The sequence below is a fragment of the Phenylobacterium sp. genome (assembly GCF_046463815.1).
Lineage (GTDB): Bacteria > Pseudomonadota > Alphaproteobacteria > Caulobacterales > Caulobacteraceae > Phenylobacterium.
In genome coordinates, this window is sequence record NZ_JBKBRO010000002.1 from 92,736 (window position 1) to 114,275 (window position 21,540).

The 21,540-nt window shown below is 71.0% G+C and carries 18 protein-coding genes; 13 read left to right on the forward strand and 5 right to left on the reverse strand.

The genetic code is table 11. The features are described 5' to 3' along the window. Positions 1–22: 22 nt before the first annotated feature. The 7 genes from ACK4TT_RS01660 to ACK4TT_RS01690 are packed head-to-tail and all read left to right on the forward strand — an operon-like array spanning position 23 to position 8,891. Positions 23–394: a DUF1799 domain-containing protein gene (locus tag ACK4TT_RS01660; protein ID WP_409638981.1), complete on the forward strand. Its 372-nt coding sequence runs from the start codon at positions 23–25 to the stop codon at positions 392–394. Next, positions 391–4,014, forward strand: coding sequence for a phage tail length tape measure family protein (locus ACK4TT_RS01665; protein WP_409638978.1), 3,624 nt, complete (start codon positions 391–393; stop codon positions 4,012–4,014). Before ACK4TT_RS01660 ends, ACK4TT_RS01665 begins: the two co-directional genes overlap by 4 nt. Next, on the forward strand, positions 4,014–5,570 hold the full coding sequence (locus tag ACK4TT_RS01670) for a hypothetical protein (protein WP_409638975.1): 1,557 nt from the start codon (positions 4,014–4,016) through the stop codon (positions 5,568–5,570). The genes ACK4TT_RS01665 and ACK4TT_RS01670 overlap by 1 nt, the downstream gene beginning before the upstream one ends. Position 5,571: 1 nt before the next feature. Continuing rightward, positions 5,572–6,432, forward strand: a complete 861-nt coding sequence (locus tag ACK4TT_RS01675; protein WP_409638972.1) for a hypothetical protein — start codon at positions 5,572–5,574, stop codon at positions 6,430–6,432. Further along, complete coding sequence (locus tag ACK4TT_RS01680) at positions 6,429–7,664, forward strand: hypothetical protein (RefSeq protein WP_409638969.1); 1,236 nt, start codon at positions 6,429–6,431, stop codon at positions 7,662–7,664. Before ACK4TT_RS01675 ends, ACK4TT_RS01680 begins: the two co-directional genes overlap by 4 nt. Next, a complete protein-coding gene (locus ACK4TT_RS01685; protein WP_409638966.1) occupies positions 7,664–8,212 on the forward strand; it encodes a hypothetical protein in 549 nt (182 codons plus the stop codon). Before ACK4TT_RS01680 ends, ACK4TT_RS01685 begins: the two co-directional genes overlap by 1 nt. Positions 8,213–8,222: 10 nt before the next feature. After that, positions 8,223–8,891 carry a hypothetical protein gene (locus tag ACK4TT_RS01690; protein ID WP_409638963.1) on the forward strand — a complete coding sequence of 223 codons (669 nt, stop codon included), beginning with the start codon at positions 8,223–8,225 and terminating at the stop codon, positions 8,889–8,891. Positions 8,892–8,893: 2 nt separating this feature from the next. Here ACK4TT_RS01690 and ACK4TT_RS01695 read toward each other — a convergent pair whose 3' ends face one another. Beyond that, on the reverse strand, positions 8,894–9,616 hold the full coding sequence (locus ACK4TT_RS01695) for a hypothetical protein (RefSeq protein WP_410212191.1): 723 nt from the start codon (positions 9,614–9,616) through the stop codon (positions 8,894–8,896). A 146-nt stretch (positions 9,617–9,762) separates the two neighbouring features. On the opposite strand from ACK4TT_RS01695, the gene ACK4TT_RS01700 reads away from it, so the two are divergent. Beyond that, positions 9,763–10,608 carry a DNA adenine methylase gene (locus ACK4TT_RS01700; protein WP_410212192.1) on the forward strand — a complete coding sequence of 282 codons (846 nt, stop codon included), beginning with the start codon at positions 9,763–9,765 and terminating at the stop codon, positions 10,606–10,608. Here the strand turns inward: ACK4TT_RS01700 and ACK4TT_RS01705 are convergent. Next, positions 10,556–10,906, reverse strand: coding sequence for a hypothetical protein (locus ACK4TT_RS01705; RefSeq protein WP_410212193.1), 351 nt, complete (start codon positions 10,904–10,906; stop codon positions 10,556–10,558). The two genes, ACK4TT_RS01700 and ACK4TT_RS01705, sit on opposite strands and share 53 nt — an antisense overlap. A 145-nt stretch (positions 10,907–11,051) precedes the next feature. Here ACK4TT_RS01705 and ACK4TT_RS01710 point away from each other — a divergent pair, with 145 nt between their 5' ends. Beyond that, entirely contained in the window at positions 11,052–11,441 is a 390-nt protein-coding gene (locus tag ACK4TT_RS01710) for a hypothetical protein (RefSeq protein ID WP_410212194.1), read from the forward strand. Between the two features lie 242 nt (positions 11,442–11,683). Here the strand turns inward: ACK4TT_RS01710 and ACK4TT_RS01715 are convergent, their stop codons facing one another. Continuing rightward, entirely contained in the window at positions 11,684–14,578 is a 2,895-nt protein-coding gene (locus tag ACK4TT_RS01715; protein ID WP_410212195.1) for a TonB-dependent receptor, read from the reverse strand. Between the two features lie 305 nt (positions 14,579–14,883). Between ACK4TT_RS01715 and ACK4TT_RS01720 the strand changes: the two genes are divergently transcribed. Then, the gene (locus ACK4TT_RS01720; protein WP_410212196.1) at positions 14,884–15,930 is read left to right on the forward strand and encodes a LacI family DNA-binding transcriptional regulator; all 1,047 of its coding nucleotides are present in this window, start codon (positions 14,884–14,886) and stop codon (positions 15,928–15,930) included. A 3-nt stretch (positions 15,931–15,933) separates the two neighbouring features. Here ACK4TT_RS01720 and ACK4TT_RS01725 read toward each other — a convergent pair whose 3' ends face one another. Together ACK4TT_RS01725 and ACK4TT_RS01730 are read right to left on the reverse strand one after the other, a co-directional pair. Then, on the reverse strand, positions 15,934–16,836 hold the full coding sequence (locus ACK4TT_RS01725) for a polysaccharide deacetylase family protein (RefSeq protein WP_410212197.1): 903 nt from the start codon (positions 16,834–16,836) through the stop codon (positions 15,934–15,936). Next, the gene (locus ACK4TT_RS01730) at positions 16,833–18,086 is read right to left on the reverse strand and encodes an SGNH/GDSL hydrolase family protein (protein WP_410212198.1); all 1,254 of its coding nucleotides are present in this window, start codon (positions 18,084–18,086) and stop codon (positions 16,833–16,835) included. Before ACK4TT_RS01730 ends, ACK4TT_RS01725 begins: the two co-directional genes overlap by 4 nt. A gap of 116 nt (positions 18,087–18,202) precedes the next feature. Here ACK4TT_RS01730 and ACK4TT_RS01735 point away from each other — a divergent pair, with 116 nt between their 5' ends. Genes ACK4TT_RS01735 through ACK4TT_RS01745 form a run of 3 tightly spaced genes read left to right on the forward strand, consistent with a single transcriptional unit; the run spans position 18,203 to position 21,536 of the window. Then, entirely contained in the window at positions 18,203–19,348 is a 1,146-nt protein-coding gene (locus ACK4TT_RS01735) for a fumarylacetoacetate hydrolase family protein (RefSeq protein WP_410212199.1), read from the forward strand. Beyond that, entirely contained in the window at positions 19,345–20,793 is a 1,449-nt protein-coding gene (locus tag ACK4TT_RS01740; protein WP_410212200.1) for an aldehyde dehydrogenase family protein, read from the forward strand. The genes ACK4TT_RS01735 and ACK4TT_RS01740 overlap by 4 nt, the downstream gene beginning before the upstream one ends. Continuing rightward, positions 20,790–21,536, forward strand: a complete 747-nt coding sequence (locus ACK4TT_RS01745; RefSeq protein ID WP_410212275.1) for an SDR family NAD(P)-dependent oxidoreductase — start codon at positions 20,790–20,792, stop codon at positions 21,534–21,536. Before ACK4TT_RS01740 ends, ACK4TT_RS01745 begins: the two co-directional genes overlap by 4 nt. The last annotated feature ends 4 nt before the right edge of the window (positions 21,537–21,540 follow it).

The window sequence follows — 21,540 nt, forward strand, 5'->3', positions numbered from 1 at the left end:
CTTCGCCCTCGGCGGCTCGCCGGTGGGAGAGCTGACGGGCGGCGAGCTGGACGGCTTCGCCGCGGATCTCGTGGCCTTTGGTTTCGCGGACGACCAGGTGGTCGCCATGCGACGGGACCTTGGTGACCGGACCGCCGACGCGCTTCTCGACGTCATGCCCGAGAACGAGCGTGCGGTACGCCTTCTGCTGGCCTTGCAGACCCAATGGCAGGCCGTCGCCTTGAGCACCATGAGCACCGCCCGGCTTGTCCGGATGGGGCTCAACTACCTCGCGGTGGAGCCGGCCGCCCGCATGTCCGGCCTGGGCGAGGTGACGGCCGATGACTTCGAGCGACTGAGGGTCCTGGAGGCCGCGGCGCTTGAGGCTTGGGGAGAGGAGGCTAGGCGGAAATGAGTAGTGAACTTCTCGCCAGGCTGAAGATCGAGGGTGAAGGCCGCGCCGCGGAGCAGGCCGTGGGCGGCGTCGACGCCAAGCTCAAGGAGCTCACCGAATCGTCCAAGCAGCTGACGACGGCCCAGGCCGCCGTTTCTGACGCCTTGGGTAAGACCGAAAAGGAGCTACGTGAGCTCCAGGCGCTGCACAAGACGGGCGTGCTCTCGACAGCTGAGCTCAGCGGCGCCAGCCGGGTGCTGGTCGGCCGGCTCGGCGAGCTCGAGGCCAAGCACATGCGCGTGCAGGGCCAGATGAAGCTCACGTCGCACCAGACCCTCAACATGGGCCGGCAGTTCGCCGACCTTGGGGTGATGGCGGCGATGGGGATGAACCCCCTGATGATCATCGTCAGCCAGGGGCCGCAGATCGCCGACATCTTCGCCGAGGCGAAGATGCAGGGGATCGGCTTCAAGGACGCGCTCGCTGGGATGGCGGGCCAGGCCAAGAACCTGCTGATGACCTACGGCCCGCTGATCGCCACGACCGGCGCACTGGGCGCGGCCGTCTTCGCGGCCGTCGAGGGCTTCAATCAGCAGCACCAGGCCATGGAGGCCGCCCGCGCCTCAAGCCTGGGGTACGCCAACGCCATGGCCCAGGCGGCGGAAGCGGTCGACGGTGTGGCGATCGCGACCTTCAAACTGGCCGACGCTCGCAAGGAGGCGGCGCGCCAGGCGCTTAACGAAGAGGTGACGGCCAACCGGAAGCGGCTCAACGAGATCGAGAACCCCGGCTTCTGGGGCTCGGTCGGCCGCGGCGTCGGCACCATCGTTGGCACGTACCGGGGGATGGAAGTCGCGCGGGAGGCCGAGGCCATCCGCCAGCGCAACGCCGAACTTCTGGCGGCCGGCATTAAGCTGATCACCGATACGTCGCGCGACGCCGAAGCGGCCTACGACTCGCTCCTGCCGAAGATGCGCCAGATCGAGGAGGTGGAACGGCAGAGAGCCACGCTCCAGGACACGCTGCGCGGCGGCTCCGAGGCCCTGGCCAAGGCGGGGTTGACCGAAGCGCAGGTCCGCGAGGCCATCGCTGCGGCTGACAAGAAGATCCAGGAGCTGCGCACCAGCCCGGAGGAGAAGAAGGCGCGCTCTGAGGCCGAGGCCGCGGCCCGCCGGGCCTTGAAGGCGTCGGAAGCCGAGATCGAGGCCGCGGACAAGCGGCTTCAGAGCTTCCGGGACGAGATCGCGGCGATCGGCGCGACCGCTGTGGTGCAGCGCCAGCTGCAGCTCGCGCGCATGATCCAGGAAGCGCCCCTTAAGCGTCAGCGGGACATGATCCGCCAACTCGGCGAGGAGCGCGAGGCCGCCCTGGCCCTGGCCGATGCGTGGCGGCGCGTTGAGGCGCTCACCAAGCAGGCCCAGGAGCGTACGCTCACCGACCTTCAGAAGGTGCAGCGCGACACCCAGCAGCTGCTGAACGACCTCACGGACCCTCGCTACCCCGACGCCATCACCGTCATCGGCCAGGCGGCGGGCCTGGCGGCGGAGAACGCGGAGCAATGGGCCGTCGCCCAGGGCAACGCGAATGCCGAGCTCGTCCGCACGCCGCAGATGCTATCGGAAGGGGCCAGGGGCATCGAGACGGTGAACGAGCGCCTGATCGAGCTCCTCCGCTCCCTGGACGATGCGAGGTTCGGCTTCGAGCAGTTCCGGCAGAGTGTGAAGGACGGAGATTGGGGGGGCGCCCTGGGCGGGCTGATCGCGACCGTCCAGGGCGTCATCGGCGCCTTCAGAAACGGTGGCCTCGGTGGTGGCATGACGGCTGTGGGCAGCGTTGCCCAGCAGGTCATCGGCGGCCGGACGGGCCGGGCAATCGGCGGCGGCCTCGGGCTGGCCGGCCTCGGCATGAGCCTAGGCGGCATGGCGGGCACGCTGGGCAGCGCCCTCTCGGTCGGCGGCTCGCTGGCCAGCGTCGGGACCTTGGGGCTGGGCAGCGCCCTGACGGGCATCGCTGGCGTCCTGGGCCCGATCGGCCTCGCCGCCGGCGCGCTATACGCGGCGGCCAAGCTGTTCAACGTCGGCGGCAAGCCTTCGAACCACGGCGCCGGCTACGACCTGGTCACGGGGCAGTTCAGCGGCGACAAGCGCAACCGGGAGACCGAGCAGGCCGCGAAGGCGGCCGCCGACGCCATCCTGGAAGGCCAGGCGTTCCTGAAGGACGCCGGGATCGAGTTGGGCGCCACGGTGCGCGGCCTGGTGATCGGCACCCGCGACCTGTCGCAGATCTACCTGACCAACGGCCGGACGCTGACCTCGGCCACCGGCGACGCGGCCGCGGCGGCCGACGCGGCGCTGCGGGCGGTGCTCGAGGGCGCGACCTACGTCAACGACGCCCAGAAGAGCCTGGTCGAGGGCATGGTGGCCGCCGGCAAGGGCTTCGACGAGATCACGGCGGCCCTGGAGGGCTACGCCCAGGCCCAGAAGATCCCGCAGCAGATCGCCGACGCCATCCTGCAGTTGACCGACCCGAAGGCGTGGGCACTCGAGGAGCTGAAGCGGGCCCAGGAAGAGCAGCGGGCCGCCCTAAAGGCCGCGCGCGACGCCGGCTACCTGACCGCCGCCCAGTACGACGCCGCCTACGCCGACCTCAGCAAGCTGGAGGATCTCCAGCTCGACGAGGTGATGAAGCGCTTCGCCGCCTCGATGGAGGACGCCACCAACCTGCGGAAGTCGGTGGACGACCGCATCCTGGAGCTGCTGGACCCGCAAGCCTACCAGGTGAAGCGCGTCAACGACGCCATCGACGCCCAGCGCGCGGAGGCGCTGAAGCTGATCGAGGCCGGGGCCATGGGCTCCGACTTCCTGGGCCGCCTGGAGCAGCTGCGCAGCCTCGAGCTTGCCGCCCTCGCTGGCTCGATCGGCGACCTGACCGACGTGTTCGAGCAGGCCCGGCCGCGCCTGTTGTCGTGGCTGGACGAGATGCGCCTCGGCCCCTCGGCCGAGCTGTCGCCGCAGGCCGCCAAGGAAGAGGCGCTGCGCCAGTACGAGGCCATGCTGGCCCGGGCCCGGGGCGGCGACGCGGACGCCCTCAGCGGGATCACCGGCTACGCCGACCGCCTGCTGTCGGCCGACCGCAGCGCCACCAGCTCGGCCCAGGACCGCCTAGCGCTGTTCAACCGCGTGCAGGCCGACATCGCGGGCCTGGCGGGCATGGGCGGCGGGGCCGGCGACCAGCTGGCCCAGCTGGCGGCCATGCGGGTGTCTCTGACCGAGATCGCCAAGGCGTCCAACGTCCAGCTGCAGGCCGACCTTCAGGCGAGCGCCGAGGGCGGCTCGCGGGTGCTGGTCTCGAACATCCCCGCCCTGAAGGACATGTACGGCGAGGCGCTGACCCTCCAGACCGACCGCCTGGTGGCCGCCAACGACCGGACGCGCGAGGAGATCGTCGCGGCCCTCAACGATTCGGCGTCGAAGATGGCGGACGGCCTGGCCGCCCTGCAGGGCGCGGTGGCCCAGGGCGCGGCCGTCACCTCCGACCAACTGGCCAGCGTGGCGGGCTTCGCGGCCCAGCAGCTCGAGGCGGCCCAGCAGCTCGCCCGCGAGGCCCAGCTGGAGAACGCGCGGCTGAGGGCGCAACGCTGATGGGCGCGGTGATCCTCGTCGAGATCCAGGTCACGTCGCCGGCGGGCGCGCCCGGCGTGCTGCGGTTCAGCGACCGGGCCATCCGCCCGTTCCCGCCGACCGACCCGGACCGCCCCAACGTGGGCTTCGACAGCCGCATCGTCGAGCAGCCCACCGTGCGGCGCGCGCTGTTCGACAACCTGGCCACCATGAAACCGTCCCTGGGCGTGGGCGTGCTGACCCTGGCCAACTCGGACGGCGAGCTGGACGCCTACGAGGGCTACGTCTGGGGCGAGATGGAGGTGCTGCGCTGGACCGAGGGCACGGACTTCGCCGCTGCCACCGTCATCCTGGCGGGCCTCTGCGCCCCGCCGTCCTATCCACGCCCGGCCGGCCAGGTCCGCCGCGTGACGGTGAGCCTCTACGACTATGCCGCGGAGGCTTCGAAGCCCCTTCAACCCGCCGCCTACGCCGGTTCGAACGGCGTGGGCGGGGTGCTGTACGAGGGGACGGCGGACGGGCTGAAGGGCCGGCCCAAGCCGCTCGCCTTCGGCAACCTGCTGGACGCCCACCTTCCGGCCCCCCAGGTCAACCCGGGCGTCCGTGCCCACCAGCTGCACGACGGCCCGATCGAGGGCGCGGAGCAGGTGTTCGACCGGGGCGACGCCGCCGGCCTGGTCGACGACGGCGACTATGCCGGGGCGGCCTTCGACGGCGTCAACCCGGCCGCGGCCAAGTATCGGACGGACATCGCCCGGGGCCTGCTGAAGATGAACGCGACGCCGGTCGGCCAGGTCACCTTCGGCTGCAAGGGCGACAAGACGGGCGGGATCTACGTCGAGACCGCCGGCCCCATCATCGCCCGGCTGCTGGCCCGGAGCGGCGTGGACGCGGGGCGGATCGGGGCCTCGGTCGCCGGCCTGGCCGGCGCGGCCGTGGTCGGCTTCTACGCCGATGGAACCACCACCCTGGGCGAGGCGGTGGCGTTCGTCGCCGCCGGCGTCCCAGCCGCCGTCCTGCCCGATCGGACGGGTGTGTGGCAGGCCCTGGCCTACGGCCCGCCCAAGCTCGCGGCCGACGCCACGCTGACCGAGCACCAGGTGATCGCCTGCACGGCCGACGAGGCCGCGCCGCTGCCGGTGGGCGAGATCCGCGTGGGCTGGGGCCGCGTCTGGCGCACCTTCAGCGGGACCGATCTCGCGCCGGCGCTGGCGGCCACCGCCTCGGCCGAGCGCCTGGCGGCCGAGTACCGCTTCGCCGTCGTCGAGGACGCCACGGTCAAGGCCCGCCTGCCGGGCACCTGGCAGACGGTCGAGATCGCCACCGCGCTCCGGGCCGAGGCCGATGCGCTGGCCCTGGCCAACGCCCTGAAGGCGCTGCTGGGGCTGCGGCCGGACGGCAAGCCCCGGCGGGCCTGGCGGGTCACGGTGGAGATTGAGCGGGCGCTGGCCAGCACGCTGGGCGAGACCATCGCCTTCGACTTCCCGCCCTACGGCCTCAGCGGGAACTTCCTCCTGGTCGGCGAGGAGCTGTGCAGCCCGCGCCGCGACCAGGCCGTCTGGACGCTGTGGGGCTGACATGGCGAAGGGCAAGCTGGCCGATTCCAACCTGATCGCGGACGCCACCCTCAGCGGCGGCGTCTGGCACGCCGACTACGGCCTGGCGCAGCTCCAGACCGACCGCGACTACATCGGCTCGCCGGCGCGCTGCCTCGACCGCACGGACCTGGCTAAGACCCGCTTCCGGATCGCCTGGTCTGAGCCCCGCGTCGTGGACATGCTGGTGCTGCTCTTCCACACCATGAGCCTGTCGGCGAAGTACCGGGTCGAGACCCTGGACGAGGATCTCGCGACCGTGCTGGGCGACACGGGCTGGCTCAACGTCACGCCCTCGATCTACGACCCCACGGACCTGGAGTTCCTGGCCGAGAACTTCTTCTCCGGCACGGTCACCCAGGGCGAGATAGACCTCTATCCGCGCCACCTCTGGGCCCCGATCGAGCCGGCGCTGGCGTTCGGCCTCGACGTGTTCCTGGACGACAGCTCGGCGGGCGCCGGCCACCTGGACATCGGCGGCGCGTGGGCGGTGGCCAGCTGGTCGCCCGAGATCAATTTCGAGCGCGGCCACGACCTGGTGGTGCTGGGCCGCGACGTGGTCGACGAGACCCCCTCCGGCCGCCGGATCGGCGAGGAGCGCCCGCCCCAGCGCGAGCAGACCCTGAGCTACTCGATGCTCACGGACGCTGAGGCCCGCCGGTTCATCGACGCGAGCATGAGGGCCAGGTCCACCCGCACGGTGCTCTTCGCCCCGGACACCGACGATCCCGCGGCCCTGATCCGCGAAGCCTTCCCCGCCACCTTCAGCCGCCTGCCGGGCGCCCGCTTCACCTATCCGGGCCTCCACCAGAGCGGCTTCGCCCTCAAGGAGATCCTGGCATGACGACGGCCCTGGAGCGCCTGACGGCCGGCTACTGGAACGCCGACCTGAAGACCCTCGCCAACCCGGGCGGCCTGACCGGGCCGGGCGCCGTGCGCCTCAACTGGCCCCTGGTGCTGGCCGACATCGCCGAGGTCGCCGAGGACGCCGGCGCGGCGGCGGTGCTGACCGCGGCGATGGCGGCCCAGTTCGCCAACTCGCCGGCGACCATCGGGGCCAGCGCCACGCCCATGAGCATCTCGGCCGCGGGCACGGTGCTGAACCCGGTCCTGACCGCCGGCAAGAGCTGGGTCCCGGGGATGCAGCTGCTCTTCCCCCGCGACCCGCCGAACCAGGCCACGCGGTTCGTGGCGCGCCTGGACGCCTACGACCCGGTCACCGGCGCGAGCACGGTGACGGTCGCCGCGAGCGAGGGCGCCGGCGGCCCGTTCAACGACTGGTCGGTCAGCGTGACCGCCCCGCCCATGAACACGGCCACGGACACCTTCACCGTCACCAAGAACCTCCGGCTCACCGGCGAGATCGCGCCGGCGGCCCTGACGGCCGACCAGAACGACTGGAACCCGGCTGGCCTGGCCGCCGCCGCCGTCATCAAGGCCAGCGGCACGGCCGACCGCACCATCACCGGCCTGGCCGCCGGCGGCCTGGGCGAGCTGAAGATCCTGGAGAACACCGGGGCCTACAACCTGACCCTGGCGGCCCAGAGCGCCGCCTCGGCCGCCGCCAACCGCTTCGACCTGGCCACGGACCTCGTCGTCCGCGCCAAGCAGCTCGTCCTGCTGAAATACGACAGCGCGGCCTCGCGGTGGCGGGTCCTCGGCGTCACGGCCGCCACGGTCGCGGAGATCCGCTCGGGCGGCGGCGCCCACGCCTTCATGACGCCGGCCGAGATGTATGCGGCCCTGGCGGAGGTGGCGCTGGCCTACAGCGGCGCGAACATCGTCACCGCCGGCGACGCCGCCCCGGACCTGTCCAAGTTCTACAACGCCGCGATCACGATCACCCAGAATTCGACCCTGCCGAACCCCACCAATGCCCCGCCCGGCAAGTCCGGTCGCATCCGGTTCACGGTGGGCGGCGCAGGCGGCTACACCCTCGCCTGCGGCGGCAACTGGGACTTCGAGGACAACCTGGCGCCCACCATCCCGTCGTCGGTCGGCGCTGTGTTCTACCTGGACTACGACGTCGTCTCGGCCTCGATCGTCAGGGCGCGCGTCTCGAGGGTGTGGGGCTGATGCGACCCTTCGGCAAGTCCATGCTGCTGGGCGGGCGCACGCCCAAGCCGGGCATCCTGACCACGCTGGACCCCGCCATCCTGAACGCCGAGACGGCCCTGTCGTTCTACAACCTGCGGCTCTCGAAGGTCTCCGGCGCGAGCGTTCGCTCGGCCTTCGCGACGCGCGACGCCACGCTGGTGCCGACCTTCGCCTACTGGGAGGTCATGAACATCTCCGGCGGCGCGGGCGTGGGGCTCGGCTTCGTCGACGCCACCCGCAATCCCAACGCCGGGCTCGGCGACGGCCTGATGTCATCCACGTGGTCCGCAGCGGGGGCGGTGGCGATGATGGCCGTCCGGCAAGACCTCAAGAAGTGGTGGGTGGGGGCGAACGGCGTCTGGAACACCGCCGGCGATCCGGTCACCGGATCGGGCGGCCTCGCCTACGGCCCGTCCAACATCTATCCGATCGTGGTGGTGACCAACCCCGGCGACACGATCGAGGTCAACTTCGGCCACTTCCCCTTCACCTACACGCCGCCCGCGGGCTCCAGCGCCTGGGGCTGAAAGGACCGTCATGACGGACATTGCCTACGCCGCCCAAGACCCGCAGGGCGCCTGGTTCGAGATCCGCGGCCCGTTCGCGCTGGGCGAGGGCGAGGCGCTGATGCGCTACCCGTCCGACTGGCTGGCCAAGTCGACCCCCGAGGAGCGGGCCGCGATCGGCGTGGTCGAGATCCTCGAGGTCGAGCGCCCGGCCGACCCGACGCTGAAGGTGCTCGGCTCGGGCGTCGAGGACTTCGAGGGTCAGCCCCGGCGCACCTGGTCGACCGAGCCCCATACGCCGGCCGGGGCCGCAGCGCTGAAGAAGGCCGCCATCGAGGCCCAGTTCGGGGGACGCATGTTCGCCGGCTTTCCGGTGCCCGGGCACCCGGGCGAGTTCCTGCAGCTCCGCGACAGCACCGACCGGACCAACTGGCTGACCTTGAAGGGTCGGGCGAAGGACCGCTGCGACGGCGGCCAGGCGACCGACCCTTGCGCCCTGCCGGTGCGGACGATGGCCAACACCTACATCGCGGGCCTGACCTATGACGAGACCCGCGAGCTGATGGACCAGCTGCTGGACTGGGGCGCGGCCCTTCTGCAGCACCGCTGGGACCTGAAGGACGCCGTCGACCTCGCCCTGGCGGCCGAGGACGTGGCCGCCATCCTGGCGATCGACGAAACGGCGGGCTGGCCGGGGTGAGGCTACTTCGCCGGCGGTTCGAAGAGCGCCTCTGCGTTGGGCGGGGGTGCGGCGGCCAGTGCCGCTTCAGCCTCGGCCGCGGCGGCGCTTACAGCCGCCTCCGCCTGGGGCGCGGCGGCGGCCGGGACCTCCTCGGCGGTCGCGACCGGGGCTTCGTCGGTGGGCATGTTCCAGTAGCGGATCGGGTCCGCCAACCGGGGCCAGGCGAGGAGCACGAGACAGCCCAGCACGACGACCAGGCCGCCAGCGAAGAGGCCGGCCGAGACGGTCACCAGCTGGCGGGCCCGCCGCTGCTGACCGTGGGCGAGGGCCAGCGGGATGTAGCCCGCCGCAACCAGGCCACCCGCGAAGATCGCCATGGGGACCACGCCGACCTGCAGCATGGTCTGGCCGGCCGCCGGATCGATCAGCTTGTTGCCCACCGCCAGGAGGCCGCCGCCGTGCGCGATGGCCAGGGAGGTGTGGAAGCGCCGGTTCCAGAAGGTGTGTTCGTCGCCATGGACCGCGCGGGCTTCCCTGAGTTGCTGGTCGAGACTCGCGATCTCGTCGGGCAGGGTCTCCACCACCGCCTCGTTTTCCGCGATCAGGCGGTCCAGCTCGACCTTCTGCGGACCGCTCATCGGGTGGCGCTTTGCCTCTCGCATCTGCGGGAGTTCGAGGCGCGCCGTCGCCAGCCGCTCCCGCTTCTCCAGCAGCTCGAGCTCCAGCTGCTCGATCCGATCCATTTCCCCGCCCTCTCGCTGAGAGACGGGGGCCGAGGCGTTGGCGCGCCTCGAGCCGCGGGCCGACGACCCGCACATCCGGGGGTGCGCACCCCCTTCCGCCCCGCCACCGGCCGTACCGGCAGGGGCCAATCGAGCAATGTTCACCCATGGAGTCGAGTCCCCCGCGTACCCCCGTCCGGCCGATCCGGCCGGCGGCGCCCTACATCGGCGGCAAGCGCAACCTGGCGCGCCGCCTGGTCGACCTGATCGAGGCCACACCCCACCGGACCTACGCTGAACCCTTCGTCGGAATGGGCGGGGTGTTTCTGCGCCGCCTCAGCCGGCCGCCGGCCGAGGTTGTCAACGACTGGAGCCGGGACGTGGTCACCTTCTACCGCATCCTGCAGCGCCACCCGGTGGCCTTCCTGGAGATGCTGCGCTGGCAGTTCAGCGCCCGGGCCGAGTTCGACCGCCTGATGACGGTGGACCCGGACACCCTGACCGACCTGGAGCGGGCGGCCCGGTTCCTCTACCTCCAGCGCCAGGCGTTCGGCGGGAAGGTGACGAGCCGCCACTTCGGCGTCGCCATCAACCGGCCATCGCGGGTGGACGTCACCCGCCTGCAGGTGATCCTGGACGAGCTGCACGACCGGCTCGCCGGCGTCGTCATCGAGCGTCTGCGCTGGCAGGAGTTCGTGGCCCGCTACGACACGCCCGAGACGCTCTTCTACCTGGACCCGCCGTACTACGACTGCGAGCGCGACTACGGCCCCGGCATGTTCGGCCGCGAGGAGTTCGCCGAGATGGCCGAGATCCTGGCCGGGCTGAAGGGCCGGTTCATCCTGTCCCTCAACGACGTGCCCGAGGTGCGGGAAGTCTTCGCCGCGTTCCAGATCGAGACGGTGACCACCCACTACGGGCTCGCCGGCCGAGGCGCCCAGCCGGCCGGGGAGGTGATCATCACCAGTCCTGGCCTGTGTCCCGCGCCACGCCGGACGGCCGCGCATGCCTGAGGGCCTGCTCGAGACGATAGACGCGGAGACCGGCAAGGCCCTTGGCCTCCTCGATGGGGGCGTGGTCGACCACGGCGGCTGGCAGGTTGAGCCCGGCCGCGACCCTGGCCACCGCCTCGATCACGGCCTCCATGGCCAGCCGGATCTCGGCCGAGGGCTCGACCAGGCCGTGGATACGGTCCAGGCAGGCGCGGACGTGGCTGAGCAACATCGACGGGACGAGCGGGTTGGCGTGGCGCAGTGCGGCCCGCAGGTGGGCGAGCTCCTCGGCGATCGGCGGCGGCGTGGTCAGGGCCATGATGGCGTCCCCCTCTCGTGGCGTGCTGGGCCTGATACCCGGCTCGTCGCCGGCGCGCAGGCCAATCCAATAGCCTCGCTTGCGATCACGACGGCCCTGGGCCTAGAAGGCTGGCGGGTCGGCGCCCTGGCCGGAGTTCTCCGCCGTGTCCGCCCCTGCGCCCGTCCTGGGCGACCTTCTCCAGATCAACCAGCATCTGGTCGTGACCTGCTGCCGCCCGCCCTGCCGGCGCGAGGTCCGGCTGTCGGCCGCTCGGGCGGTGGAGCTGCTGGGCTTCGCCACGACGATCCGGGAGGCCAAGCGCCGGCTCCGGTGCGAGGCGTGCGGGGCCAGCGGCCGGCGGAAGGAGATCGACGTGCGGCCCTGCACCTTGGACCTGTCGGCCTGGCAGGCCCGGGAGGCGGCGGCCTCAGCGGCCGCCCGGGGCGAGCGCCCGCGCTACGACCTGGACGCCTACCTGGCCACGCTGGCCCGCCTCGCGGGCGGGGAGCTAGGCGGGGACGGCCCGGTTCAATGGCCCGTCAAAGGCGGTTAAACCGGCCTTCCATGCCCCTTCGTCGGCCTCGCGCTAATTTCAGAGTGACTCCGAAACCAAGTGTCCCGCGCTCCGAAACCAAGTGTCCCGCTACACTGGCCCCCTCCACCAGCCTTCGGCCGGTCCCCCTCCCCCGATGGGGGAGGAGAAGGTAGCTGGCCGGCCAAAAAGAAAGGGCGGCGCGCCTTCCGGTGCGCCGCCCAAGTCAGCCCTTTTCTCGTGGGGAGGAGAAAAGCGGGGCTCTAGAACCTGCCCCGGATGCCGAGCAGGACGGCGCGTCCGGGCTTGTAGTAGGTGAAGGCCGCGTTCGGGTATTCGAACGTCTGGCGCTGGTCCTCGTCGGTGATGTTGATCACGTCGAGGGTGAGGCGCGGCGAGGTGGGCAGCCAGTCCATCTCGTAGCTGGCCGACATGTCGAGCTGGCCGCGCGCGTCGGTGCGGAGCTGCGCCACCGGCACGCTGTTCTGGTTTGGGGTCGAGCTGATCTGGTCGTCGTTGTAGGTCCAGGACAGCCGGATCGAGGCCGGGCCTTTCTCGTAGTAGCCGGTGAGGTTGTAGGTGTAGGGCGAGACGCCGATGGCCACCGGCGGGGCGCCGGCGCCCGAAGCGCTCTGGTAGATCCGGGTGTAGTTGGCGGTGAAGCCCAGGCCGTCCAGCAGGAAGGTCAGGGGCTGCACCCAGTTCAGCTCGTAACCGCGGATGGTGAGCACGCCGCCCGCGTTGACCTGCTGTGTCACCGTGACGGTCGCCACATCCGGGCCGCCCCGGTTGTTGATGGCGGTCTGCTGGGCCGCCGTGAGGGCCTCGAAGGGCACGCCGAGCTGGCGGAAGGGGATGGTGTTGGTCCCCTGGACGGTGAAGCCGGAGACCTCCTTCTGGAAGCCGACCACGCCCACATAGCCCTCCTCGCCCGTGTACCATTCGAGGCCGGCGTCGAAGTTGTTGGACTTGAACGGCGTGAGGTTCGGATTGCCCTGGCTGGCGCTCTGTGCCGAGGGGTCGCTGAAGCTGGTGCCCGGCAGCATGGCGCTTGGATCGGGCCGCGTCAGGGTGCGCGACGCGGCCAGGCGGAACAGCAGGTTGTGCGGCATCTGCAGCGAGGCGTTGAACGACGGCAGGTAGGCGTCGTAGCGCGAGCCCAGGGTCTGGAAGCCTGTGGCTGCCGAACCGCCCGGCGGGGTGAAGGGGCCGGTGATCTTCTGGTCCGTCGAAACGTAGCGGACGCCGGCGTTGTACTTCAGCACGAAGTCGCGGAACTCGGACGTTCCGTTGAACTCGGCGTAGCCGCCCCAGGTCTCCTCGTTGATGATGCCCGACCGCGCGCCCGTGGCGGCCGAGGTCGAGAACGGCGCCGCATCGCTGAAGGCGTCGTAGTTCGTGGCCTGCTTGAAGGCGTCCCAGTCGACGGTGATGAAGCCGCCGGGGCCCGGCCGCAGGAACGAGGCCAGCGCGCCCTGGGTGACCGCCGAGCCCGCGCGGCCGTCGCAGGCCGGCTGGGGCGCGGGCGCCGGCTGGAACGTCCCGCCGCCGCCGCAGACCGCCTGTTGCCAGGCCGGGCTGTTGTCGAGGGCGATGATCGAGCGGTCGGCCCTGTCCCAGGCCCCGCCGATCTTCAGGTTCAGCGTGTCGTCGCCGAAAGTGGTGTCGAGGTGGGCGCCCTTGGTCTTGGTGACCCGGCGCTCGTTCTGGATGTTCACGCGGCCGCCGGCCCAGGTCCAGCCGAGGTTCGGGTCGTTGAGGTCGCGGTTCGAGGTGATGGAGGGGAAGTTCCCGCCGGTGTTGTCGTAGGTGACCGTCAGGCCGGTGTTGAGCGGCGTGTTCACCAGGACCGTCGGCGCCTCGCGGAAGAACTTGCTCTTGCTCATGTTGAGCTGGGCGTCGACCTTGATCCAGTCGTTCACCTGCCAGCTCATGCCGGGGTTCAGGTTGAAGAACTCCAGGTCTTCCTCGTACGGCCGATACTCGAGGAAGAACTGCGAGTTGGCGAAGGTCCCGGAGGTGACGACGTTGTTCTGGTCCACCTGGACGTTCAGCGGGACCATGAAGTTCGAATTGCGCACCACCCAGTTCATGTCGAGGCGCTCGAACTTGCGGTTCGCCTGGCCCAGCAGGGTGTCGAAGTAGAAGTTCAGGCTGTCGCTCGGGCGGTACTCGATGGAGATCAACGCCGAGTCCCGGTCGCGGTCGCCCTTGTTGTAGGCGGGGCGGCCCAGGCGCGGGATCAGGGCGTCGCTGAGCTGGACCAGCGAGGTTCCCGGGTTGCGGGCGGTCAGGAAGGCCGCGTCGACGGGCGTTCCGGGCGTCAGGCCGTTGCCGGCGTTGGCCGGAACCGTGGTGGCGAAGTTGAAGCCGTTGCCGCCGTTGGTGTTGCAGCCTGCGCAGGCCAGGTTGGCGTTGGTCCAGCCGATGGTCTCGAAGCCGGTGGTCAGCACCTTGTTGCGGGCGATGGCGACGCCGGCCAGCACGCCGAACTCCCCGATGCCGGTGTCCCAGGTCTGGCTGACGATCAGGGAGCCGCGCGGACTCCACTTCTCGGAGTTGTCGTTATAGGCGCCCTGGAGCGTGTAGTTGATGCTGCGGCCCGGATTGTCGAAGGGCCGGGCGCTGCGCATGTTGACCGAGCCCGAGACGCCGCCTTCCAGCATGCTGGCCACGGGGGTCTTGTTGACGTCGAGCCGGTTGAACAGCTCGGTCGGGAACATGTCGAGGTCGACTTCCCGGTTCTGGTTCTGGGCGTCGGTGCGGCCCGTGGAGGCCACGGCGATCTGGTTGCCGTTCAGCAGGATCTTGGTGAAGTTGGTGCCCAGGCCCCGGATGGCGATGTTCAGGCCTTCGCCGGTGATCTCGCGGGTGAGCTGGACGCCGGGGATCCGGTTCAGGGATTCGGCGAGGTTGGTGTCCGGGAACTTGCCGATGTCCTCGGCGAAGATGGAGTCCTGGAAGCCGGTGGCCTCACGCTTGGCGTTGGTCGACTCCGCCAGGCTGCGGCGGAAGCCGGTGACCACGATCTCCTGGACCTCGCCGCCCGCCGCCGCGGTCTGCGCGTGGGCCTCCGAGAAAATCCCGCCGGCCAGGAAAGTCGCGCCAAGCAGAAGCGCCTTCGTGCGTGCAGACGTCTTCTTGAAAGAAGAATTCATCGTTCCCTTCCCCTTCGCGCATGCTGGGCACGCGCTGTTTGATTATTTGGGCGGACGCGCCCGAGCCGGCGTCTGAACGCGCCGTCGCTCTGAACTCTGGGTGACCCCTGCTACCGACTCCGCTATGATAGCGGTCACATGGATTGCTACTAGGTCAGTTCTTTAGTGTCAATACGGTCTGACCGATACGGCTTTTAAGGTCTGACCAATATGCGGCGCCCGCTTCGAAGGTGCGGCACGGTCCCCCTTGTGGCGAAGCCGCCGGTACGTCAGACGTAGGCCTGATCCAGGACCCGGAGGATCGATTGCAGAAACCCGCCCGCCGACAGAGAAGCGCGCTGACGATCCACGACGTCGCCCGCTACGCCGGCGTCTCCCCGATGACCGTCTCGCGCGTGATCAACGGCGAGAAGAACGTGCGCGAGTCCACCCGCGAGGCGGTGAACGCGGCGATCCGGGACCTGAACTACCAGCCCAACCCCGCAGCCCGCAGCCTGGCGGGCGCCGACCTGATCCGTATCGGCCTGCTCTATTCGAACCCCAGTTCGGCCTACCTCAGCGAATTCCTGGTGGGCGGCCTGGACCAGTGCAGCCGCAGCAACATCCAGCTCGTCGTCGAGAAATGCGACGAGGAGCACGCCGAGGACGCCGCCGCGCGGCTCGTGAGCCAGGGCGTGGACGGGATCATCCTGCCGCCCCCCCTGTGCGACGCGCCCCAGGTGCTGAAGACCCTGGCGGCCAGCCATACGCCCGCCGTCGCGGTGGCCACGGGCCGTCCGCCGGCCGACGTCTCGGCGGTGCGCATCGACGACTTCGAGGCGGCCCACGCCATGACCCGGCACCTGGTGGGCCTGGGCCACCGGCGGATCGGCTTCATCAAGGGCCACCCCAACCAGACCGCCAGCCAGCAGCGCCTGGAGGGCTATCTCGCAGGCCTGGCCGAGGCGGGCGTGGCCTCGGACCCGGCGCTGGTCGTACAGGGCTACTTCACCTATCGCTCGGGCCTGGACGGCGCCGAGCAGCTCCTGGCGCTCTCCGATCCGCCGACGGCCATCTTCGCCAGCAACGACGACATGGCCGCGGCCACCGTCGCGGCGGCGCACCGGCGCGGCCTGGACGTGCCCAGGGACCTGACGGTCGTGGGCTATGACGACAGCGCGCTCGCCACCACGGTCTGGCCCGAGCTCACCACCATCCGCCAGCCGATCGCCGACATGTCGCGCGAGGCGGTCACGCTGCTGGCCGACGAGATCCGCAGCCGCCGCTCGGGCGAGAAGCCCCAGCATCCGCACGCGCTGCAGGCCTTCACCCTGATCCAGCGCCAGTCCGACGGCCCGCCCCGGAAGCGGTAGGGGCTACCGGCAGAGCTCCGCGAGGTCGGCGATGGCCGGCGCAGGCGCGGGCTCGATCCCGCGCCTGCGGGCCTCGGCCTCCAGCGTCAGGGGCTCGGCGGTCGGCGTGATCTCCACGTCGGACCGGTAGAACGGATCGGCCTGCGCCTCCGGCAGACTGACGAACCGCACGCCCTTGGAGCGGTAAAGGGCGAGCAGGCGCGGGACCATCCGCGCGTCGAAGGCGCCCAGGTGCATCAGCAGGACGTAGGGAATGTCGCGGCCGTAGAGCCGATGCGACTGGGCGCGCGCGCGGTCCAGGCCCTCCGCCGCCGAGGCCAGGTATCGGGCCTCCAGCGCCGCGACGGCGGCCGCGTCGCCCTTGTCCCGGCAGCGGGCGTAGGGCTCGTTGTAGGCCCAGTCGGCGAAGTCGAGGGTGACGCTGGCGATCCGATAGCCGCGCGCCTTCAGAAACGCCCGGGCCCGGGCGCGGACCTCCGGCGTCTCGCCCTCGGCGAGGTACGGATAACGGAACCAGCGCCAGTCCGCCTGTCCCATCCGCGCTTCCAGCAGCGGCTCGTTGCGTACGATGTCGGTCTCGAAGGCCTCGGCGCTGTCGGCGGTCAGCCGCAGGTGGCTCCAGGTGTGGTTGCCGAGCGGATGGCCGGCCGCGCGCCAGAGGCTCAGCACCTGGTCCGACCCAGGCTCGCGTTCGGTCTGGACGCCGTTGACGAAGCCGAAGGCCGGGGCCTTGGCCTCGCGGAGCGCCTTCAGGATCGCCCGGGCGACGCCGACGCGGGTCTCGCCCCTGGGCAGGGCGCTGTGGGCCGGCAGGTCGTCGAAGGTCAGCGCGACCTCCTGCGCCCGGACGGGCCGGGCGGCCGGCAGGGCGCAAAGCGCGGCCAGGGCTGCGAGCGCGAGCCTCATGGCGCGAACAGCGAGAGCGGCACGGCCTCGGCCATCATCCGGTAGCCGGCGATGGAGGGGTGCAGGCCGTCGCCGGAGTCCACCTCGGCGTTCATCCGGTCGGGTCGGGCCGGATCGCGGGCGACGGCGTCGAAGTCGATCACCGCGTCGAAGTTCCCGGGCGCGCGGATCCAGGCGTTGACCGCCTGCCGGTCGGCCTCGGTCTCGGGCGGCGGCTTGTAGTAGCCCGAGGTCGCGAAGGGCAGGATGGTGGCGCCGATCACCTTGATCCCCCGGGCCCGGGCGCGGGCGACCATCTGGGCGTAGGCGCCGGTGATCTCGGCGACGATCCGGGCGTGGGCCTCGGGGCTGGCCGGCCCGAGCCGCGTCAGGCTGCCGAGGTCGTTCACCCCCTCCAGGACGATGACGTAGCGCACGCCGGTCTGGGCCAGCACGTCGCGTTCGAAGCGGGCCAGGGCGTTGGGGCCCAGGCCGTCCAGGAGCACGCGGTTGCCGCCGATACCGTGGTTGAGGACGCTGAGATGGCGGGTGGCCGGATCGGCCTGCAGGCGCTCGGCCAGGAAGTCCGGCCAGCGCTCGTCGTGGTCGGGACCCACGCCGTAGCCGTCGGTGATGGAGTCGCCGAACGTGACCACGGCGCCGCCACGCGGGGCGGCCTCCACGTCGACGCCCGAGACCTGATACCAGCGCACCACCTCCAGCGCGCCGGGCAGGCTGCGGTCGGAAAGGCGGCGGCCCTTGGCCACGAAGGTGGTGGTGCGCGAGCCCGGATGGCCGGTCTGGACGGCGGGCGGCGCGGGCAGGTGGAAGCTGACGGCGAGCCGGGTCAACGGCGCGACGGCGAACTCCACGGGATCGGAAACGTACTCGGCGCCCGCAGGCACGGTGACCGCCTCGCGGCCGTTGAACGTGACGATGCTGTCGGCGCCCACGTCGATGCTGGAGGAGCCGGGCGCGCCGGCCTTGGCGACGCGGACGCCGGAGAACGCCAGCGGCGCGGTCCCGAAGACGTTGGAGAGGCGCACGCGCAGGCGCGGGCCGCCGGCCGTCACCCGGACCACCTGGCGAACGGTGGCGTCGGTCAGGGCCTCGGCGGGGAGGGTGTTCTGCGCCTCCGGGACCATCTGGGACGCGGCCCAGGCGCCGACCCATCGGGCGTCGCGGGCCTGCGCCGGGCCGGCGATCAGGGCCGCCGCGAGCGCGACGGCCGCCAGAGCACATCCGGATGACGAGAACGATCGAAACCGCAACCTGAAGCCTCCCATTTCCGCCGTCCCCGCCTACGAACGTGGCGAGGTTTCGAAGCTTACCTTGACAGACAGCGTTCCGGATTGATAGCGCTACCAAAAATAAGGGAGATCTGACCATGGGCGATGCCGCGACGCGGCCGACGGCTTTTCTGCCGGCCGACTGGACGACGGCGACCCTGGTCGGGCGGATCCTGACGCGGGCCGGTCCGACGCCGGTGCTGTGCCGCAACGGCCGACTCTTCGACGTCTCGCGGGGGTCGCCGACCGTCGCCGACCTGATGAACGCCTGGCCGGTGGAGATCGCCGGCCGCGACCTGGGCCTGATCCAGGATTTCGACTTCGAGGCCCAGCCGCTGCTGGCGCCCATCGATCTGCAGTGCGTGAAGGCGGCGGGTGTGACCTTCGCGGTTTCGGCCGTGGAGCGGGTGATCGAGGAGCGGGCCCGGGGCGACGCCGCCAAGGCCGAGGAGATCCGGGGCGCCCTGCGCGACCGGGTCGGCGCCGACATCCGCTCGGTGGTCCCGGGCACGGAAGAGGCCGCCCGGCTGAAGGCCGCCCTGATCGCCGACGGGCTCTGGTCGCAGTACCTGGAGGTCGCCATCGGCCCCGACGCCGAAATCTTCACCAAGGCCCCGGTGCTGTCGGCTGTAGGCCACGGCGCGCGGATCGGCGTGCGCTCGGATTCGGCCTGGAACAATCCGGAGCCGGAGGTGGTCCTGGTCTGCGACCGCCAGGGCCGCGCCCTGGGCGCCACGCTCGGCAACGACGTGAACCTGCGCGACTTCGAGGGCCGCAGCGCCCTCCTGCTCGGCAAGGCCAAGGACAACAACGCCTCGTGCGCGCTGGGGCCCTTCATCCGCCTCTTCGATGAGGGTTTCACCATCGACGACGTGCGCGGCGCCGAGGTCGACCTGGAGATCCAGGGCCCCGACAACTACCGGCTGGAGGGCCGCAGCTCGATGGACCAGATCAGCCGCGACCCGCTGGAACTGGTCCGCCAGGCGATGAGCGAGCACCAGTACCCGGACGGCTTCGTGCTGTTCTGCGGCACCCTGTTCGCGCCCACCCAGGATCGGGACGCTCCGGGCCAGGGCTTCACCCACAAGGTCGGCGACGTGGTGCGGGTCTCGAGCCCTCGCCTCGGCGTCCTGGAAAACGAGGTGACGACCTCGAAGGCCGCCCCGCCGTGGACGTTCGGCGTGGGCGACCTGATGCGTAACCTGGCCGGACGCGGCCTGCTTACGGCGGAGGCCGCGCAATGACCGACATCCCCACGGCCACCCTGGCCCAGTACATCGGCGGGGAGCGGGTGGCCGCCGAGGCGCCGGAAGAGAGCCTCAACCCCTCCAACACCGCCGACGTGGTGGCCCGTGTCCCCCGGGGCGGCGAGGCCGAGGTGGACGCCGCCGTCGCCGCGGCCAAGGGCGCGTTCCCGGCCTGGTCGGAGGCCTCTCCCGAGGTCCGCTCGGACCTGCTGGACAGGGTGGGCGACACCATCCTGAAGCGCCGCGAGGAGCTGGGCCGGTTGCTGTCGCGCGAGGAGGGCAAGACCCTGCCCGAGGGCATCGGCGAGACGGTCCGGGCCGGCCGCATTTTCAAGTACTTCGCCGGCGAGGCCCTGCGCCGCCACGGCCAGAACCTGGACTCGGTCCGGCCCGGCGTGGAGATCCAGACCTACCGCCAGGCGGTGGGCGTCTTCGGCCTCATCACCCCCTGGAACTTCCCCATCGCCATCCCCGCATGGAAGACGGCGCCGGCGCTGGCGTTCGGCAACACCGTGGTGATCAAGCCGGCCGGTCCGACGCCGGCCATCGCCGCGGCGCTCGCGGACATCATCTACGAATGCGGCGCGCCCGCCGGCGTCTTCAACATGATCTTCGGTCCGGGCTCGATGGGCGCGAAGCTGGTCGAGCACAGGGACGTGGACGGGGTCTCGTTCACCGGCTCCCAGACGGTGGGCGCCAGCGTCGCCGAGGCGGCCATGAGGCGCCAGGCGCGGGTGCAGCTCGAGATGGGCGGCAAGAACCCGCTCGTCGTGCTGGACGACGCCGACCTCGACCGGGCGGTGATGGTGGCCCTGGACGGCAGCTTCTACGCCACCGGCCAGCGCTGCACGGCCTCCAGCCGGATCATCGTGACCGAGGGCATCCACGATCGCTTCGTGAGGGCGCTGGCCGAGAAGGTCGCGGCGCTGAAGGTCGGCGACGCGCTCGATCCGGCGACCCAGATGGGCCCGGCGGTCAGCGAGGCCCAGCGCGAGACCAGCTACAAGTACATCGACATCGCCAAGGCCGAAGGCGGCCGGGTGGTGACGGGCGGCGGGCGGCTCCAACTGGAGAACCCCGGCTGGTGGGTCCAGCCCACCCTGATCGTCGACACCCACAAGGACATGCGGATCAATTGCGAGGAGGTCTTCGGGCCCGTGGCCAGCACCGTGCGCGTGAAGGACTATGACGAGGCCCTGGCGCTCGCCAACGACGGAGACTTCGGCCTCTCGGCGGGCATCGTGACCACCTCGCTGAAATACGCCCGCGACTTCCAGCGGCGGGTGAAGGCCGGGATGGTGATGGTCAACCTGCCGACCGCCGGCGTCGACTACCACGTGCCCTTCGGCGGCATCCGGAAGTCGAGCTACGGCGCCCGCGAGCAGGGCTTCGCCGCCGTCGAGTTCTACACCCAGCAGAAGACGGCCTACTCGTGGGCGTGAACTCGGCGATCTATCCCAGCCTGAAGGGGAAGCGCGTCGTCGTCACCGGCGGCGGCTCGGGCATCGGCGCGGGCCTCGTGGAGGCCTTCGTGCGCCAGGGCGCCGAGGTGCACTTCATGGACGTCCTGGAGACCGAGTCCGAAGCCCTGGCCGAGCGCCTGGCCGAGGGCGGAGCCCGGCCGACGTTCCACCGCTGCGACCTGACGGACGCCGGCGCCATCGCGGCCTGCTTCGAGAAGATCGGGCCCGTCGACATCCTGGTGAACAACGCCGGCAACGACGACCGCCATACCCTGGACGAGGTGACGCCGGAGTACTTCGACGACCGGATAGCGGTGAACCTCCGGCACATGGTGTTCTGCACCAAGGCCGTGGTCCCAGCCATGAAGGCCGCCGGGCGTGGCGTGATCGTCAACTTCGGCTCGATCTCCTGGCACCTCGGCCTGCCCGACCTCGTGCTCTACGAGACGGCCAAGGCAGGCATCGAGGGCATGACCCGGGCGCTGGCCCGGGAGCTGGGGCCGTTCGGCATCCGGGTGACCTGCGTGGCGCCCGGCAACGTGCGCACGCCGCGCCAGATGAAGTGGTACACGCCCGAGGGCGAGGCCGAGATCGTGGCCCAGCAGTGCCTGAAGGACCGCATCGAGCCGGCCGACGTGGCGGCGCTGGTGCTGTTCCTGGCCTCGGACGACGCGCGGATGTGCACGGGCCACGAGTACTGGATCGACGCGGGCTGGAGGTAGGACC